We start from the raw sequence: 16,196 nt of genomic DNA, 5'->3' as shown, positions 1-16,196 counted from the left end.
GTGCCGTAAATAAGAGAGAGGCAGAATGTTTGCAGAAGAAAGACAGGAGAAGTTGCTCAGTATTCTCAGGGAAAAACGCAAAGTGGCTGTTTCTGAGATGTGTGACGTCTTTAATGTATCTGGCGCCACCATTCGTGCCGATCTCCGCCAGCTGGAAGAGGAGGGACTGCTGACCCGTACCCACGGCGGCGCCGTTCTTCGCACGCGGGCGAGCTTTGAACAGGCGTCGGATGCGCGTGAAATTGTCAACCTCAGCGCGAAAGAGCGGATCGGCCAGCGCGCGGCGGCGCTGGTTGAGGATGGCGACATTATCGTGCTGGATACCGGCACGACGACCCTGCATATCGCGCGCAATATTCGCGACCGACAAAACGTCACGGTGGTCACCAACGATTACCAAATCGCCCGCGAGCTGGAAGCCAGCCCCTCTATTCAAACCATTCTGCTGGGCGGGATCGTGAAGAAGGGGTACCACTGCGTGGTGGCGATCAACGGACGCTCCATTCTTGATACCCTGAACGTCGATAAAGCGTTTATGGGCGCCAATTCGCTGTCGCTGAAACACGGCGCCTGCGTGGCCGATATCATGCTGGCAGAAACGAAACGCGGCATGGTTGAACACGCCAGCCAGGTGATTATCGTCTGCGACTACAGCAAGCTGAATAATACCTCGCTTGCCCAGTTTACCGCTGCGGATCGGATTGATACCGTGGTGGTCGATCGTCTGCCCGATGACGTTCAGGCGTATCGTAATGCCGGCATTCAGGTGATCTCCCTGGATGAAGAGGCGCACCTCTAGCGTTCTGTTCCGGCAGCGGCGCACCGATCCGGAGTACTACGGTAAAGGGCTCGGTATTGCGCCGCGTATCAACCCGGCGCTGGAGAAAGTGACGGCTTCTCCCGAATATAGCGCAATTAAAGCGCGCTGGATTAAAGCGTCGTTGATAGTGGCGTACAGGAAAGATACCCCCGAAGGGTATAACCCCTCAAACGTTCCTCTATGCCATTAGGGATCATCGGCTTATCCGTCAACGGACAAACGGGTCGCTGGTTTCCCTCATTTTTAAAAGTTTTCAATACATTATGCGCGTAGCTAATATAATTCTTAGTACCCGCACATTTAAAATGTAACGCGAAACTTCTGAAAAACATGTCCAATGAAATAAAAAGTGGATTTTATTTCAATCTTTATGTCAGAATCGCGTTATGACAGTAAAAACCATATTTTATATATTGTCATTATGCAAGCCATAATGAGCGGATACTACCGAACGCTACAGAAATAACATTCTGAGGCGTTGTCTGATTATTCGCATGGAGAATTATCGTGATGCTATCCTGTCTTAAAAACCTCGCTGGTGATTATATAGGATATAAATCATATGGCAGGAAGAATAAATGAGTTCGATGACAAATAGCCTGGAAAGATTAAGGAAGGAAAAGGAGAAAATAAAGCGACAGCGGCGTGAGTTTAAAATAAAATTCGTGTGCTTATATGTCTCAATATTGTCACATCTAAAAGCAAATCCTGATAATAAAGTTACCAAGGGTTCTTTTGGCGATGCCAAAAAAATCACCGTGGCAAACGATGGTTTCTTTTTTGATATTAGTTTCAAATATGACTACGCAAGAAATAAAGTGCGGATTATTGTATCTGAAGAAAGCCTGTCGCTGAAAGTCAGGCTCACCCTGCGGCTGACGGCATCAAAAGCGAAATGGCGCATTGTAAAAATATCCCATAAAAAGTTTAAGTATATTTTTAGAGTCATGAAGCCACAGCTGATTGAGGAGCTTATCGTCTTTTTGATCCGCTATCTGTAGACATCTCCTCTCCGTTAATGGGCCAATGAGCCGGGATGCTCGCTTCGATCGTTCTTCCGGCTGCAGGTTGGAATATTTCCTGCCGCGAGTTCCCCCTGGTTTGAGTCGATGAGAATGTCATTAAACGGCATTACTCAATAAAGCCCCCATTAATGCTGTTTTTTCCCGCTTTTACCCCTTTTATCGCCCGGGTTTTCTGGCGGGATGAAGTTGCCAGTGTGATTTCTTAACTCATTGTAAATAAATGAAAAAGTATCATTTTTGTCATGAATGCCTCTGTCAATCACATTTCCTCTCTCGCCAACTTTAAATCTGTAAAAGTAGACGTTTGTCGACTTTTCATCTAAAAAGTTGGGGGAAGGGACTAGACAGGACCATTATTAGGTTATCAAATGGTTAAATTACGTCACATTAAATGTGAATGATTGGCCTTGTGTATAAAAGGCCAACACGCTTTCCGCTGCGTTAAAGCGCTGCGGACATCTTTGGGAGAAGTTATGCATTCCTCTGTTAATAAAAATGAAACTCGGACCTTTTTTGGTCATCCTTACCCCCTCGGTTCGCTGTTTTTCACCGAAATGTGGGAACGGTTCTCGTTTTACGGTATTCGACCATTACTGATCCTGTTTATGGCGGCCACCGTCTATGACGGCGGGATGGGGCTGGCGCGCGAGAACGCGTCGGCCATTGTCGGGATCTTTGCCGGGACCATGTATCTTGCCGCGCTGCCCGGCGGCTGGCTGGCGGATAACTGGCTCGGGCAACAAAAGGCGGTCTGGTACGGCTCGATTCTGATCGCCCTCGGCCATCTCTCCATCGCGCTGTCGGCGGTGATGGGGGATAGCCTGTTCTTTATCGGCCTGATGTTTATCGTGCTCGGTTCCGGCCTGTTCAAAACCTGTATTTCGGTGATGGTCGGTACGCTGTACAAGAAAGGCGATGCGCGCCGGGACGGCGGCTTCTCGCTGTTCTATATGGGCATCAACATGGGGTCGTTTATCGCCCCGCTGATCTCCGGCTGGCTGATTAAATCTCACGGCTGGCACTGGGGCTTCGGCATCGGCGGTATCGGGATGCTGGTGGCGCTGATTATCTTCCGCGTCTTTGCCGTTCCGGCGATGAAACGCTACGACAGCGAAGTCGGCCTCGACTCCACCTGGAACAGCCCGGTAGTGAAACGAAACGGCGTCGGCGCATGGCTGCTGGCGCTGACGGTCGGCGTGGCGGTTATCATCGCGTTGATTGCCCAGGGCGTTATCGTGATTAACCCGGTGGCGGTCGCCAGCGTGCTGGTCTACGTGATTGCGGCGTCGGTGGTGCTCTATTTTATCTACCTGTTCGTCTTCGCCGGACTGAGCCGCAAAGAGCGCGCCCGCCTGCTGGTATGCTTTATCCTGCTCATCTCCGCCGCTTTTTTCTGGTCGGCGTTTGAGCAGAAACCGACCTCGTTTAACCTGTTCGCTAACGACTATACCAACCGTATGCTCGGCTCCTTCGAGATCCCGGCGGTGTGGTTCCAGTCGATCAACGCCCTGTTTATTATTTTGCTGGCGCCGGTATTCAGCTGGGCATGGCCTGCGCTGGCGCGCAAAAACGTCCGTCCGAGCAGCATCACTAAGTTTGTTATCGGTATTTTATGCGCGGCGGCGGGCTTTGGCCTGATGATGCTGGCGGCGCAAAACGTCCTGAGCAACAACGGCGCGGGCGTTTCGCCGATGTGGCTGGTGGGCAGTATTCTGATGCTGACGCTGGGGGAGCTGTGCCTTAGCCCGATTGGCCTGGCGACCATGACCCTGCTGGCGCCGGAAAGAATGCGCGGCCAGATGATGGGGCTGTGGTTCTGCGCCAGCGCCCTGGGTAACCTGGCGGCGGGCCTGATTGGCGGCCACGTGAAGGCCGATCAGCTGGATATGCTGCCTGACCTGTTCGCACGCTGCTCCATTGCGCTGCTGATCTGCGCCGCGGTGCTGTGCCTGCTGATTGTTCCGGTTCGCCGGATGCTGGAAAACACCCGCAGCGACAAGCCGCAGGAGCCCGCGGCTAACGCGTAATCCCGCAAAAACCCGGCGCGTTCTGCGCCGGGTTTATCCCTTAACGGTAAACAATACCGCCATCGATCAGAATCGACTGACCGGTAACATAATCGGAGTCCGGGCCTGCCAGATAAGAGACCAGGCTTGCCACATCGTCCGGCGTTTCGGCGCGGCCAAGGGCGATACCTTCCACGTATTTTTTATAGGTTTCGCCCACCGGCGCACCGGTAATGTCGGCGAAGCGCTTATCGATCTCGGTCCACATTCCGGTTCCCACAATCCCCGGACAGTAGGCGTTTACCGTGATGCCGCGGCTGGCGTACTCTTTCGCCGCTGCCTGCGTCAGGGCGCGTACGGCAAATTTGGTGGCGGAATAGACGCCCAGCAGCGCGAAACCATCATGACCGGCGATAGAGCAGGCGTTGATGATTTTCCCTTTCTGCTGACGATCGATGAATTTTTTCGCCGCCGCCTGAATGCCCCACAGGGTTCCCTGAACGTTGATGCGCATGATGCGGTCCACTTCTTCAGGCGTCACATCGGCCAGCGCCTGAACCTGGGCGATCCCGGCGTTGTTCACGATAATATCAAAGCCGCCGAGCTGTTTTTCCGCTTCATCAATGGCGGCGTACACCTGCGCGCGGTCGGCGATGTTAGCGACGAAGGTGGCCGCTTTGCGCCCCAGCGCTTCCACTTCGGCGGCGACGGCGGCAATCCCTTCCGGGTTCACGTCGACCAGCATCAGCGACGCGCCGTTTTTAGCCAGACGCAACGCGATACCGCGACCAATGCCCTGACCGGCGCCGGTCACCAGCGCAACTTTATTTTCGATAGCCATGTCTGTACTCACCTTGTACTGATTAATAAACCAGGGAGGCCCGCGGCCGATGTCGTCGTAGCCGCTGCGGCGAATGGCACTACTCTATCGGGCGCAATAAGCGTGGCCTACCCCCCTGATGGGGGGGATAATGAGCGTACGGACTGGATTTAAGGAGTAATCGCGGTATGGCTTTTTTACCCTCGGCGGATGATTCACTGACAGCGTTTGTTCATCAGGAACCTTTACGTTTCACCGGGACGCTGCCGCTTATTTCCACGCGCTTTACGCCGCCCCGTACGCCGGAAAGCCTGCTGTCGCGGGAGCGCCTGCTGCAGCGCCTCGACGGCGCCGTCTCCCGCCGTTTAACCCTGCTGCGCGCGCCCGCCGGGTTTGGCAAAACCACCCTGCTGGCGCAGTGGTACCGGCACCGCCTTCGACAAGGGGATGCGCTGGCCTGGCTGAGCCTTGAAGAGGAAGACAACGCGCCGCTGCTGTTTATGCGCTATCTACAGGAGGCGCTGCGGCCGCTGTGGCAGGGGTGGAGCCCGTCGTTTCTGCATCTGTTACAAGGCGAGCTTCCGGCCGAGCTCCCCCTGTTCTTTGCTGAGCTCGTTAATCAGCTTAATCAGTGCCCGCACCCGCTGTACCTGATCCTCGACGACTATCAGTGCATCAGCGACCCGGCGATTCATCAGGGAATGAGCTGGCTGCTGCACCATGCGCCGCCGGCGCTGCATCTGCTTATCGGTAGCCGTAGTCAGCCGCCTTTAGCCCTGAGCCGTCTGCATATGCAGGACCAGCTGCTGGAGGTCTATGATCCGGAGCTGCGCTTTAACCCCAGCGAAGCCCGCGCTTATTTCGCTGGCGCGTCGGGGCTGGATCCGCAGGCGATCCCCCGGCTTATCGCGCTCACACAAGGGTGGGTCGCGGGAATGAAAATGGCCGCGCTCTCCCCGGACGCGTCTACGGCGATGGGCTTCGGCGCCGGCTCGCGGTCAATCTCCCGCTATCTGGATGAAGTGATTTTCGCGCCGCTGCCGCCCGAAGTATTCGACTTCCTGCTGCATACCTCCGTGCTTAATCGCCTGCATCCGGATCTGTGCGATGCCGTCTGCGGCCGCCATAACGGCGGCGAGATGCTGAGGTGGATAGCGCAGCACAATCTGTTTCTTTCCGCGCTGGACGACAGCGGCCGCTGGTTTCGCTATCACCCGCTGATGCGCGACGCGCTGCTGCATCGGCTGCGCCACGGCGGGGATATTGATATTCGCCAGCTGCACGATCGCGCCAGCGCCTGGTTCGCCTCGCAGCAGCTGTGGGCCGAGGCGATACGTCATGCGCTGGCCGCCGGAAAATCGGCGGCCAGGGATGCGGAAGCGGGCGCGCAGTCTCTGGCGGAGGAGGGGGATATCGATACCCTGGTGCAGTGGATACGCTACCTGCCAGCCAATCTCGACCCGTCGCGCATCGAGCTTCAGCTTAACCTGGCCTGGGCGTTAGCCCACCGCTTCCGGTTTAGCGACGCTCGCCAACTGCTCGACGCCATTGAGACGCAATCGGCGGCGCATGGCGGGGCGCTGGCCCACAGCTCGTGGGTGAAGCTGCGGGTCGTTCGCGCGATCTGCGAAGCCTTTGCTGACAATATTGCCCGCAGTATCGCTATTGTCGAACCGCTGCTGCGCGAGGTGCCCTGCGGCGATATCTGGGTTGATGGCCTGGTGTGCAACATCCTCAGCTACTGCCATCTTGCGGACTCCCGGCCGCAGCAGGCGCTGGAGGTACAGCAGCGGGTATCCGGCGTCAGCGTTGCTAACCGCAACCTGTTCGTGACGGTCTACCGGGCCTTTGTCATGGCGCAGAGCTATTTGCGCCAGGGGAATCTCGCCGAAGCGGAACGTCAGGCCGCGGGGGCGCTGCGCTATGCGGAGCAGCATACCGGCGAGAACGCCAGCAGCGGCGCTACCCTGGCGCCCATTCTCGCCGAGATCGCCTGGGAGCAGGGGAAGGGCGAGCAGGCGCAAAGCCTGCTGGTTCCGCGTCTGGAGACCATCGACAACTTCTGTCCGCCCGACGGCCTTAGCCGCGGCTATATCATCCTGGCCCGTCAGGCCCGTGAAATGGGGAGACTGGCGGAAGCCGAATCACTATTACTGCACGCCGAAGGGCTGGCGGCCCAGCGCGGCTGGCTGCGGGCACAGGCTCCGCTGCTGGCGGAGCGGATTGCCGTTGCCCTTCACGCGGGCGACAAACTGGCCGCCGACGCGCTGCTGCTTCGCCTGCAGGCCCTTAGCCAGACGGAGGCTGGCGGCGGATATATCGCGCTCAGCCAGAGCCGTCTCCTTATCGCCGCCGGCGAACCGCAGGCCGCCGCCCGGCTGTTGGATACGCTGGCCGGCGTGCGGGAAACCAGCGGCGAGTGGCTGTTCGCCGTGCGTTTGCGGCTCAAACAGGCGCTTGCCCTCTGGCGTGCCGGCGAGCGGGAGCAGGCGATGGCTGTCTGCCGACCGGCGCTTGCGCGCGCGCTGCGTCAGGGGCTGTGGCGCAGCCTGCTGGAGGGGAGGGAAGAGATGGCTGCGCTGCTGGCGGAGATGCACAAGCGCGGCGCGGCGGATGATGCGCTGACCGCCGATATCGTCGCTTTGCTGTCCCGCTTCGCCGCCGCCGGGATCGTGATTGATACGGCGCGTCCGCAGCCGCCCGCGCTGCGGCTGACCGAACGGGAGCAGCAGACCCTGCGTTTAATTGCCAGCGGCCATTCCAACAAGGGCGTCGCGCGCGAGCTGGGCATTTCGGCGGAAACCGTCAAATGGCACCTTAAGCAGCTGTATGAAAAGCTGCAGGTGAAGGGGCGCATCCAGGCGGTAAACCAGGCGCGCGAATGGCGCCTGTTAAGCTAGCGCGATGGGGCGTTCTCGCTCAGCGCCGGGCCGCGATAATCGCCGCCCAGCGCTTTAATCAAGGTGATATCGGTGCTGAGCCGCTGGGCCTGGATATCCAGCAGCAAAAGCTGCTGCGCGATGGCCGGGCGACGCGCCTCCTGCGCCGCATAGTAGCTGACCAGCCCGCGCTGATGGTGCGCGCTGGCGCTGCGGGTGGTCACCATCGCCGCCGTCACTTTCTGCTGCTGCAGGGCGGCCTGCTGGTTCAAATCGTTCAGCTGGCTCGAGCTAATCGCCACGTCGCGCACCGCGTCCAGCACCGCCTGGTTGTACTGCTTAATCAAAATATTGCTCGCCGTACGCGTCGATTTCAGGTTGGCGTTTAAGCGCCCGCCGTCAAACAGCGGTAAATAGAGCCCCGGCAGTATATTGATCTGCTGGAATGAGGACTTAAACAGATCGCCGACGCTCAGCGCGTTGTAGCCCCAGAAGGCCTTGATATCAAAGTGCGGGTAAAAGGCCGCTTTTGCCGCGTCCACCTGGCTCATGGAAGCGCTAACGTAGCCGCGCAGCGCCTGCAGGTCCGGGCGGCGGGCCAGCAGCTCAAACGAGAGCGAGTCCGGGAGCGTTTCCTGCAGCGTCGGCAGCGCCACGGGGTGAATCTCCGGCATGCTATGCGCATCGGCGCCGATCAGCGCCCGCAGGGTTTCCCGGTACTGCGTCAGCGTCCCCTGCGCCGTAATCACCTGCTGCTGCGCCGCCAGCAGCTCCGCCTGGGCATTGGCGACATCGACGCTATCCTCGACGCCGCGCGCGGTACGATGCTCGTGCGCCTGCACCGAGAGGCGGGCGATAGCCTCCAGCTGGTTGAGTAATTCGATTTTCTGAAAAGTTGCCTGCATCGCGAAATAGAGCTGAGCCACGCTGCTGGCGAGATCCAGCTCGATACCGGCGGTCTCCGCCTGGCGGGCATTCTTTTCGCCAATCGCGGCGGCGACGCGGGCGCGGTCGGCGCCCCATAAATCGATATTCAGCGTCGCTCCGACGCCGACCGTATTCAGCGTGTACCAGGGGCCGTTTTTATCCACCGGCAGGGAGAAGGAGTAGGGCCAGGTAAACTGTTTATTGGTCACCCGTAGGCGGTTTTGCGCCGCCACGGCGGTGGCCTGAATGCCCATTGCCGACTGCGCCAGCTCAACCGTGGACTGCGATTGCGAAATACGCAGCCGCGCCGCCTGCATAGTAGGAGAGTTCTGCAGCGCGCGATTAACCAGCATATTGAGCTGGGGATCCTGATAGCCTTCCCACCACCGCGCCGTCGGCCAGCCGCTGTTCGCCAGGTGGATCACCTGCGCCAGCTCGGCCTGCTGCGGGTTGACCAGCGGTACCTGGCCAGGATCGTCCTGAATTAACGCGCAGCCGGCTAATTGCGTGAGGGCGAAGGCAAGCGCCAGGGAGCGCCAGACGCGCGGAAGAGGAGTGGTTTTCGTCATGATCGGGTTGCCTGTCGCGGAATAACGGAAGACGCAAGCGGCCACGTGGGCAGCGCGGCCAGCGCATTGACCAGCGGCGCGCCGAACGGATTCGCCGGATCCGGCTGCGGCGCCTGAACGCGCTCAACGGTATTTTGCTGCGCATCGATATCGCTGGCGTAGGCTTCAAGCCGCCGGGCGCAGCGGGCTAAAAAAGTATCTTCCGGCGCGGCGTAGAGGCGATAGCCTTCGCTGAGGCGCAGGATCTCCTCTGCCTGACGAAAGGTTGCCCGCGCCGGCCAGCTTTTGGCTTCCGGCCACGGGTGCGCATAGGTTCCCAGCGGCTCGGCGGCCACCCGGTTGATTAAGGTTTCGCTCTCGGTCAGCGCGGCAAACAGCGGTACCTGCTGAACCTCATTGTCGCGGGCGGCGAGGGTTTGCGCCAGCTGGCGATAAAGCTGGGCCAGACGCGCTTTCAGCTGCGGCGCTTCGCTATCGGGCCATAAATAGAGATGCACAATGGAGGAAACCAGCACGCCGAGCAGGATGCCGATAACCCGGTCGCGCAGCTCGGTAAGGTTGCTGAGTGGGCCAAACCAGCTCAGGAACGCCAGCGCGAAGGTAAAGCCTATCTGAATGCCGGCGTAGGCGATGCGCTCTGACCCCGCCGCAATCCACGCCGCCAGCGCGAAGACCGGCAGGGTCATCGCCAGCAGGCCGCTCAGCGAATCGGTCCAGGGCTGCACAAAGACGATCAGAAGCAGCGCAATCAGCGTGGCCAGCAGCGCGCCGCCGATGCGTAGCCACGTTTTCTGCATGGTGGCGCCCAGCCCCGGCTGGGCGACGATCACGCAGCTCAGCATGATGGTGTGGATGCCCTGCCAGTCGGCGGCGGTGTAAAAAACGTAGCACAGCAGCGTCGCCAGCAGCGTTTTCAGGGCAAAGTGCAGATAGGCCGGATTGGACCACGCGTCCGGCAAAAGCAGCGGCGCTTTTTCCACTTCGCCCTGCGGCAGCGGGATGGTTTCGCCGCGCGCCAGCCGCGCCAGAACCTCGGCGATCTCCTGCAAAATGGCGCTGTTGGCGCCGTCGCGCGGGACAATCAGCGGCTGGACCTCCGCCGCCGCGGGCAGATTATCCGCCAGCGCGTTAAGCTGGCTGGCTATCCGCCGACGCGCATCGGGATGGTCGTCGCCCGGCAGGAGCTGCGCCGTCAAATGAGAGCAGCTCAGCGCGGCGGCCATCAGCGACTGCCAGGCCTGCGGGCTGGCGGCAATCTCCGGCGTGGCGCGCGCGGCCTGCTGATACAGGGACCGCAGTTGGTTAAACTGCCCGGCAATCTCGGTAACGGTGGGCGGCGGCGTGCCATCGTCCGGCTGGCTCAGGCGCCGCGCCGTCTGGCGGAGCATCACCACCAGCCGGGCTTTAAACTGATAGCCGGGAAAGGCCTGCTGGAAACAGGCGTTGACCAGCAGGGTCACCAGAATCGCGGTGTTGATCGCCACCCATAGCCACAGCAGCAGGCGCACCAGAATTTCGCTCTGGCTGGTCATCGACGGGAAGGTCTGGGCGTAGATGACCGCCAGCGCCACCACGAAAAACGCCAGCCCGAGCTTGCCGAGCACCCGCATCAGGTAAATGGCGCAGAAGAACAGGATCACCGAGGCGACCAGGCGGATCAGCGGATAGTCATAGGTCCACTTGATAATCAGCAGCACGCCGCCCAGCGCGACGCTGACGGTCACCACGAAAACCACGCTTACCAGTTTGATCATCAGGACGTTCGGCTGGCTGACGTAAAACACCACGATCAGCGCGACGGCGAGGAAGGGAATATGCAGCGTCATAAACAGCACAATCAGCACCGCGCAGCTGAGCGTCAGGCGCAGGGTGTAGTTCGCCCGCCCCGGCGCATCGCGGAGTTCCCGGGTCAGAAAGGGCCACAAGCTCTGCATGCCGTCTCCTTATTGCGGCTGCAGAACGGCGCTGGCGGAGGCGCCCATACGAAACAGGTTCGGGTCGGGGTCTTTAACGGCGATTTTGACCGGGAAGCGCTGGGAGACGTGGACCCAGTTGATACTCTTCTGGATCACCGGCAGGCCTTCAATCACGCTGCCGCCGTCGGGCAGAACGCCGGTGCCGACCGAGTCGACTACGCCCTCGAAGGCGCGACTGTGGTTGGTCATCACGGTGATTCTGGCCGGAACGCCGGGCCGCACGTTTTTTAAATCGGTTTCGCGGAAGTTCGCCACCACGTACCAGTGGTCGTCATCAAGCAGGGTAAAGACCGGCTTCAGGGCCGAGGCGTACTGGCCGATCGTGGTTTTCAGCGCCACCACCACGCCGTTAAACGGCGCGCGGACTTCGGTAAATTCGAGGTGCAGCTCGGCCAGCGCAATTTGCGCGAGGATGCCCGCCCGCTGCGCCACCATGGCATCGACGCCGGTCACGGCGGCGGAAGCCTGTTTGGCCTGCAGCAGGGTGGCTTCCAGCTCGGCGCGCGCCGCTTTTTCTGCCGTTCGCGCCTGATCAAGATCCTCCTGGGAGGCAAACCCTTGCGGTACCAGCGGCTCAAGGCGAATGCGTGAAGAGGTGGTCTGCTTAACCAGCGCCTTAGCCCGTTCAACGGCGGCGCTGACCGACTGCGCGTTATATTCCTGCGCTTTAATCGTGCGCTGGGTCAGCATAATCTGCGCATCAAGCGTGGTCAGCCGCGCTTTGGCATCATCAAGCATCGCCTGGTAGGGGCGCGGGTCGATGCGGAACAGCAGGTCGCCTTTTTTTACCCGCTGATTATCGCGAATCGGCATCTCGACTATCCGCCCGCTCACTTCCGGCACCACGTCGATGGTGTCGGCATAGACATAGGCATCGTTGGTTTCCGGCGAGGTTTGCAGCTGCCAGATAACCAGAATCAGCGCCACGATAGCGGTGAGAACGAGCGCCAGCAGGGGCCATTTTTTGCGGATAACGCTTGAGCGGGATGAGGTCATAGGTATCTAGTTTACGAAGAGCAGGAACCACAGAATCGTGGCGAACAGGAACATCAGCGCCAGATAGCTGAAGACCAGCGGAGAAAATCGCGACTGCCATCCTTTACGCACAATCAGGATATGGCAGGGAATAAGTAACAGCGCGGCGCCTGTTAAGCAGAAAAACCAGCCCGGGAATGCGGCGCCTAATACCGGAATCGCCGGGGATAATGAGCAGCCGGAGAGCGTAAATAGCAAGAATAAGAGCGTAGGGCGCGGCAGCTTTACAATGCGATTCAAGACTGAATACCTGAGTGCTCGGGTTAAGGTGAAATGAGTGTAATCTCCCTACCGGGGAAATAAAAGATAGATATAACCGAAGCGTCTGTATTTCATCGATAAACAGAACATTTTCTTTGGATAACGAGTGCATAGAAAATCATTCATTCTGCATTAATGGCGTGAGGCCGCTGGAATATAAATTTCGCCCGTCGCCGATAGTCAGCGGTTGTTGGCAGGGCTATGCTTAGAGCCAAAGCTAAAAAAATAGTCAGAACTGAGGCAATGTCATGGATAAAGAACTACTGGAAGCGGGCTATCGCGCCTATACCGGCGAGAAAATCGATGTCTATTTTAACACCGATATCTGTCAGCACTCGGGTAACTGCGTGCGCGGTAGCGCGAAGCTTTTCAACCTGAAACGCAAACCGTGGATCGTCCCGGATGAAGTGGACGTGGCCACGGTGGTTAAGGTTATTGATACCTGCCCGAGCGGCGCACTAAAGTATCGCCAAAAATAAGCGAGGAAATGATGGAAATACTGGAAGGTCATAACAAGTTTTACGTCAATGACGCCGACGGGAAGCAGGTGGCGGAAATTGTTTTTGTGCCCACGGGCGAGCACCTCAGCATTATTGAACACACCGACGTCGACCCCAGCCTGAAAGGTCAGGGGGTGGGGAAAAAGCTGGTGGCGAAAGTGGTGGAAAAAATGCGCGGCGAGCAGCGCAAAATTATTCCGCTGTGCCCGTTTGCCAAACATGAATTTGATAATACTCGCGAGTACGACGATATTCGCGCCTGAATAAATGCGCCAGCATGCTGGCGCAACCACGTTTAATAAGGCAACGGTGAATTTAATGCCACTGAGTCGTTGCCTGAACAGATAGCCGTTAAATTGCGAACGTTCCCCGCCCCCTACCTCAGCTGCTCCAGAAACAGCAGGGCGGCTATGGCGACCATTATCACCCCGGAAGCGATGCTGACCTTTTGCGCGATTTGGGGCCGGGTCGCTAACAGCGCTTTGGCGCCGTAGCCGACAAGTAAATAGACCAGCGTGCAGGTTACCAGATGAATACCGCCTAGCGCCGACATCTGCTGGGCTAGCGACCAGCTTCCCCGTGGGTCGGTAAACTGCGGCAGCAGGGCCAGAAACAGAAGAAAGACTTTTGGATTCAGGCCGCTAATGCATAACCCCTTAATCGCCCAGCGATTCCAGCTGCCCGCGCTGTTCTGCTGTGCACCTGGCGTTGGCGGATGGCGCAAAATAGCGATCCCCAGCCACATCAGATAGCCTGCGCCCAGCAGCGTGAGCGTCGACAGCGCCAGCGGATGATTGGCGATTAACACGCCGATTCCGGCGACGACGATCAGCGTGGCCAGCAGGTGGCCAGACATGAGCCCGGCGACGGCGGGTATCACGCGCCGTCCGTTGATCCCCGCGCTGATGGTATAGGCCCAGTCAGCGCCCGGCGTGATGATCAGCAGAAAGGAGACCAGCCAAAAGCTGGCGATAAAGCTCATTTCCATGGACGGCCCGCCTCTGCGTGCTGACAACAATTTTCCATCATTTTCCCTCGTTAAGCGGCGGTTGTTTGAGGGAAAGAATATCGAGTTTATTGCGCAATGAGCTTTCAATGTTATGCTTTAAGGCGTTCTTCTTAGGAAAAATCTTCTAAATGGATAGCATCGATCGAAAAATTCTTGCTGAGCTACAGGCTGACGGGCGGCTGTCGATAACCGAGCTGGCCGAGCGGGTGAATCTTAGCCTTTCGCCCTGTCATCGACGGCTGCGGACGCTGGAGCAGGAAGGCGTGATTACCGGCTATCGGGCCAATCTGGATCCGGCCAAAATGGGCTTTAACTTTTTGGCGATCGTCTTCGCGACGCTAAAAGAGGGCGATAAGAAAGCGGTAAGCGCGTTTGAGGAGGCGGTGGAAGAGATACCGCAAATCGTGCTGGCGCAGCGCCTGTTTGGCGATCCGGACTACCTGATGCACGTGGTAACCCGCGATCTCCCGGCGTTCCAGAAGCTGTATGATGACAAACTCTCGGCAATGCCCGGCGTGCAGCACCTGCGGTCGACGCTGGTGATGAAAACGGTTGTGCAGGATCGCCCGTTTCCGCTCGGTAAGGGGTGATTATGCCACTCTGCGCTCAGCTCCCCGGTCGCGGCTAACGCCTTACCGGGGCTACGGGTTCACCGCCGTCTGCGGGCCGGTAGCACGGACAGATGCGCGGCATCGCCTCCGGGAAATTCAGCTACTCTGCGCCCGGCTCCCCGGTCGCGGCTAACGCCTTACCGGGGCTACGGGTTCACCGCCGTCTGCGGGCCGGTAGCCCGGACAGATGCGCAGCATCGCCTCCGGGAAATAACGGTGGTGCTTCGTCAACCGCCATCCGGCAACAAGGTAAGCGCCTTATTCAAAGCGGGTGGGTATTACTCTTTTTCCAGCAGGCGCATAAAAACCGTCAGCGCTTCATCGAGCTGCTGGCGCTGCGCCGCGGAGAGCCCACTTAGCAACTCCCGCTCATTCGCCACATGACTTTCCACCGCCCTGTCGATTAACTCTCGCCCCTCTGGGGTAAGCGCGACCAGCATGCTGCGCGCATCGTCCGGGTTTGGCAGACGGCGAATAAACCCCCGTTTTTCCAGAGCCTTCAGACGATGGGTCATGGTGCCGGAGGTGATCATTAACGTTGAAAAGAGCTGGGTGGGCGACAGCACGAACGGCTCGCCCGCCCGCCGCAAAGTCGCCAGCATATCAAACTCCCAGCGCACTAAATCATGACGAAGAAAAGCCGCTTCAATGCGCGGCTCCAGCAGCAGCGCGCAGCGTTTCAGGCGGCCAAATGGCCCCATCGGACTGCAATCGAGATCGGGGCGTTCCCGTTTCCACTGTTCAAGAATGCGATCCACGGCGTCGGTCTGCGGTGATTTGTCCATTAATGCTCACTTGTCTTGATATCAAGATAAATATCGATACATACTTAGGCCACAATTTACCTTGATGTGAAGATAAAATCATGGCCTTTGTTTCGCGCAATTTGATGGTTGATCTGTTTTTAACCGCGCTGGCCCCCGCCATCTGGGGTAGCACCTATATTGTGACCTCGCAGTTTCTGCCGCCGGATCGTCCGTTTATCGCCGCGCTGCTGCGGGTGCTGCCGGCCGGGATCGCTCTGTTGATCTGGAGTCGCCGTTTCCCGCTGCGCGCCGAGTGGTGGAAGCTGATCGTTACCGGGATCCTGAATATCGGCGCGTTTCAGGCGCTGCTGTTTATTGCCGCCTATCGGCTGCCGGGCGGCCTGGCGGCGGTGATTGGCGCTATCCAGCCGCTGCTGGTTATGCTGTTGGCCTGGTGCGTCGATCGTCAGCGATCGCCCTGGCTGGCGGTGCTCTCGGCATTTATGGGGATCGCGGGAATGGCGATGCTGCTGCTGTCGCCGCAAACCACGCTCGAACCGCTGGGGATCGCCGCGGCGTTTCTGGGGGCGATGAGCATGGCGCTGGGAACCTGGCTGTCGCGTCGCTGGGCGATCGCTTTGCCGGTTATAGCGCTGACCGGCTGGCAGCTGCTGATTGGCGGTATCGTACTGGCACCGATTGCGTTACTGGTCGATCCGCCTCTGCATCAGGTGACGCTGACTCAGGCGGCGGGCTATCTGTGGCTGTGCGTTGCCGGGGCGATGCTGGCATACGGCCTGTGGTTTCGCGGTATCAGCCGCCTTTCCCCGGTAGCGGTGTCGGCGATGAGCCTGCTGAGTCCGGTGACGGCGGTGCTATTAGGCTGGGTTTTCCTCGGGCAAAAGATCGAGGGGCTGGCGCTGGTGGGGCTGGTGATTGTGCTGTTCAGCGTGCTGTCGATTCAGCGTGCGTTATCGAATAAGAGCGCCGTAGCGGGCCGATAACATCCCGG

The 16,196-nt window shown here is 58.9% G+C and carries 16 protein-coding genes; 9 read left to right on the top strand and 7 right to left on the bottom strand.

The genetic code is table 11. The annotated features are described in order from the left end of the window. The first annotated feature begins 25 nt into the window (after positions 1-25). From BJF97_RS24230 to BJF97_RS24215, 4 genes are all read left to right on the top strand, one after another. Positions 26-799: a DeoR/GlpR family DNA-binding transcription regulator gene (locus BJF97_RS24230; protein ID WP_009654966.1), complete on the top strand. Its 774-nt coding sequence runs from the start codon at positions 26-28 to the stop codon at positions 797-799. Beyond that, positions 780-1,010: a hypothetical protein gene (locus BJF97_RS35725; RefSeq protein ID WP_014839463.1), complete on the top strand. Its 231-nt coding sequence runs from the start codon at positions 780-782 to the stop codon at positions 1,008-1,010. Before BJF97_RS24230 ends, BJF97_RS35725 begins: the two co-directional genes overlap by 20 nt. Positions 1,011-1,398: 388 nt before the next feature. After that, the gene (locus tag BJF97_RS24220) at positions 1,399-1,821 is read left to right on the top strand and encodes a hypothetical protein (RefSeq protein ID WP_014226713.1); all 423 of its coding nucleotides are present in this window, start codon (positions 1,399-1,401) and stop codon (positions 1,819-1,821) included. A 497-nt stretch (positions 1,822-2,318) separates the two neighbouring features. Continuing rightward, entirely contained in the window at positions 2,319-3,872 is a 1,554-nt protein-coding gene (locus tag BJF97_RS24215; protein WP_004124798.1) for a peptide MFS transporter, read from the top strand. 40 nt (positions 3,873-3,912) lie between these two features. Here the strand turns inward: BJF97_RS24215 and BJF97_RS24210 are convergent, their stop codons facing one another. Beyond that, positions 3,913-4,692, bottom strand: a complete 780-nt coding sequence (locus BJF97_RS24210; protein ID WP_032694041.1) for an acetoin reductase — start codon at positions 4,690-4,692, stop codon at positions 3,913-3,915. A 167-nt stretch (positions 4,693-4,859) separates the two neighbouring features. Here BJF97_RS24210 and BJF97_RS24205 point away from each other — a divergent pair, with 167 nt between their 5' ends. Next, positions 4,860-7,571 (top strand): LuxR C-terminal-related transcriptional regulator, encoded by a 2,712-nt coding sequence (locus BJF97_RS24205; protein WP_032694042.1) that lies wholly within the window; start codon positions 4,860-4,862, stop codon positions 7,569-7,571. Here the strand turns inward: BJF97_RS24205 and BJF97_RS24200 are convergent. The 4 genes from BJF97_RS24200 to BJF97_RS24185 are packed head-to-tail and all read right to left on the bottom strand — an operon-like array spanning position 7,568 to position 12,297. After that, the gene (locus BJF97_RS24200) at positions 7,568-9,046 is read right to left on the bottom strand and encodes an MdtP family multidrug efflux transporter outer membrane subunit (RefSeq protein WP_032694044.1); all 1,479 of its coding nucleotides are present in this window, start codon (positions 9,044-9,046) and stop codon (positions 7,568-7,570) included. The genes BJF97_RS24205 and BJF97_RS24200 overlap by 4 nt on opposite strands. After that, positions 9,043-10,980, bottom strand: coding sequence for an FUSC family protein (locus BJF97_RS24195; RefSeq protein ID WP_032694046.1), 1,938 nt, complete (start codon positions 10,978-10,980; stop codon positions 9,043-9,045). Before BJF97_RS24195 ends, BJF97_RS24200 begins: the two co-directional genes overlap by 4 nt. A gap of 9 nt (positions 10,981-10,989) precedes the next feature. Next, complete coding sequence (gene mdtN, locus BJF97_RS24190) at positions 10,990-12,018, bottom strand: multidrug transporter subunit MdtN (RefSeq protein WP_032694047.1); 1,029 nt, start codon at positions 12,016-12,018, stop codon at positions 10,990-10,992. A 6-nt stretch (positions 12,019-12,024) separates the two neighbouring features. Then, complete coding sequence (locus tag BJF97_RS24185) at positions 12,025-12,297, bottom strand: YtcA family lipoprotein (RefSeq protein ID WP_014226707.1); 273 nt, start codon at positions 12,295-12,297, stop codon at positions 12,025-12,027. A gap of 269 nt (positions 12,298-12,566) precedes the next feature. On the opposite strand from BJF97_RS24185, the gene yjdI reads away from it, so the two are divergent. Continuing rightward, the gene (gene yjdI / locus BJF97_RS24180) at positions 12,567-12,797 is read left to right on the top strand and encodes a 4Fe-4S mono-cluster protein YjdI (protein ID WP_004134525.1); all 231 of its coding nucleotides are present in this window, start codon (positions 12,567-12,569) and stop codon (positions 12,795-12,797) included. Between the two features lie 11 nt (positions 12,798-12,808). After that, positions 12,809-13,081, top strand: coding sequence for a GNAT family N-acetyltransferase (locus tag BJF97_RS24175; protein ID WP_014226706.1), 273 nt, complete (start codon positions 12,809-12,811; stop codon positions 13,079-13,081). A gap of 113 nt (positions 13,082-13,194) precedes the next feature. Here the strand turns inward: BJF97_RS24175 and BJF97_RS24170 are convergent, their stop codons facing one another. After that, positions 13,195-13,806 (bottom strand): LysE family translocator, encoded by a 612-nt coding sequence (locus tag BJF97_RS24170; RefSeq protein WP_032694048.1) that lies wholly within the window; start codon positions 13,804-13,806, stop codon positions 13,195-13,197. 149 nt (positions 13,807-13,955) lie between these two features. Here BJF97_RS24170 and BJF97_RS24165 point away from each other — a divergent pair, with 149 nt between their 5' ends. Beyond that, positions 13,956-14,417 (top strand): Lrp/AsnC family transcriptional regulator, encoded by a 462-nt coding sequence (locus BJF97_RS24165; protein ID WP_014226704.1) that lies wholly within the window; start codon positions 13,956-13,958, stop codon positions 14,415-14,417. Between the two features lie 299 nt (positions 14,418-14,716). Here the strand turns inward: BJF97_RS24165 and BJF97_RS24160 are convergent, their stop codons facing one another. Beyond that, positions 14,717-15,223 carry a MarR family winged helix-turn-helix transcriptional regulator gene (locus BJF97_RS24160; RefSeq protein ID WP_014226703.1) on the bottom strand — a complete coding sequence of 169 codons (507 nt, stop codon included), beginning with the start codon at positions 15,221-15,223 and terminating at the stop codon, positions 14,717-14,719. Between the two features lie 80 nt (positions 15,224-15,303). Here BJF97_RS24160 and BJF97_RS24155 point away from each other — a divergent pair, with 80 nt between their 5' ends. Further along, positions 15,304-16,188, top strand: a complete 885-nt coding sequence (locus tag BJF97_RS24155) for an EamA family transporter (RefSeq protein ID WP_032694730.1) — start codon at positions 15,304-15,306, stop codon at positions 16,186-16,188. Positions 16,189-16,196 lie beyond the last annotated feature (8 nt).

It is taken from the genome of Klebsiella sp. LTGPAF-6F, assembly GCF_001753185.1.
In the GTDB taxonomy this organism is placed as follows: Bacteria; Pseudomonadota; Gammaproteobacteria; order Enterobacterales; family Enterobacteriaceae; genus Klebsiella; species Klebsiella michiganensis.
The sequence above is the reverse complement of the archived record's forward strand: the minus strand, read 5'-3'. Positions and strand labels throughout refer to the sequence as shown.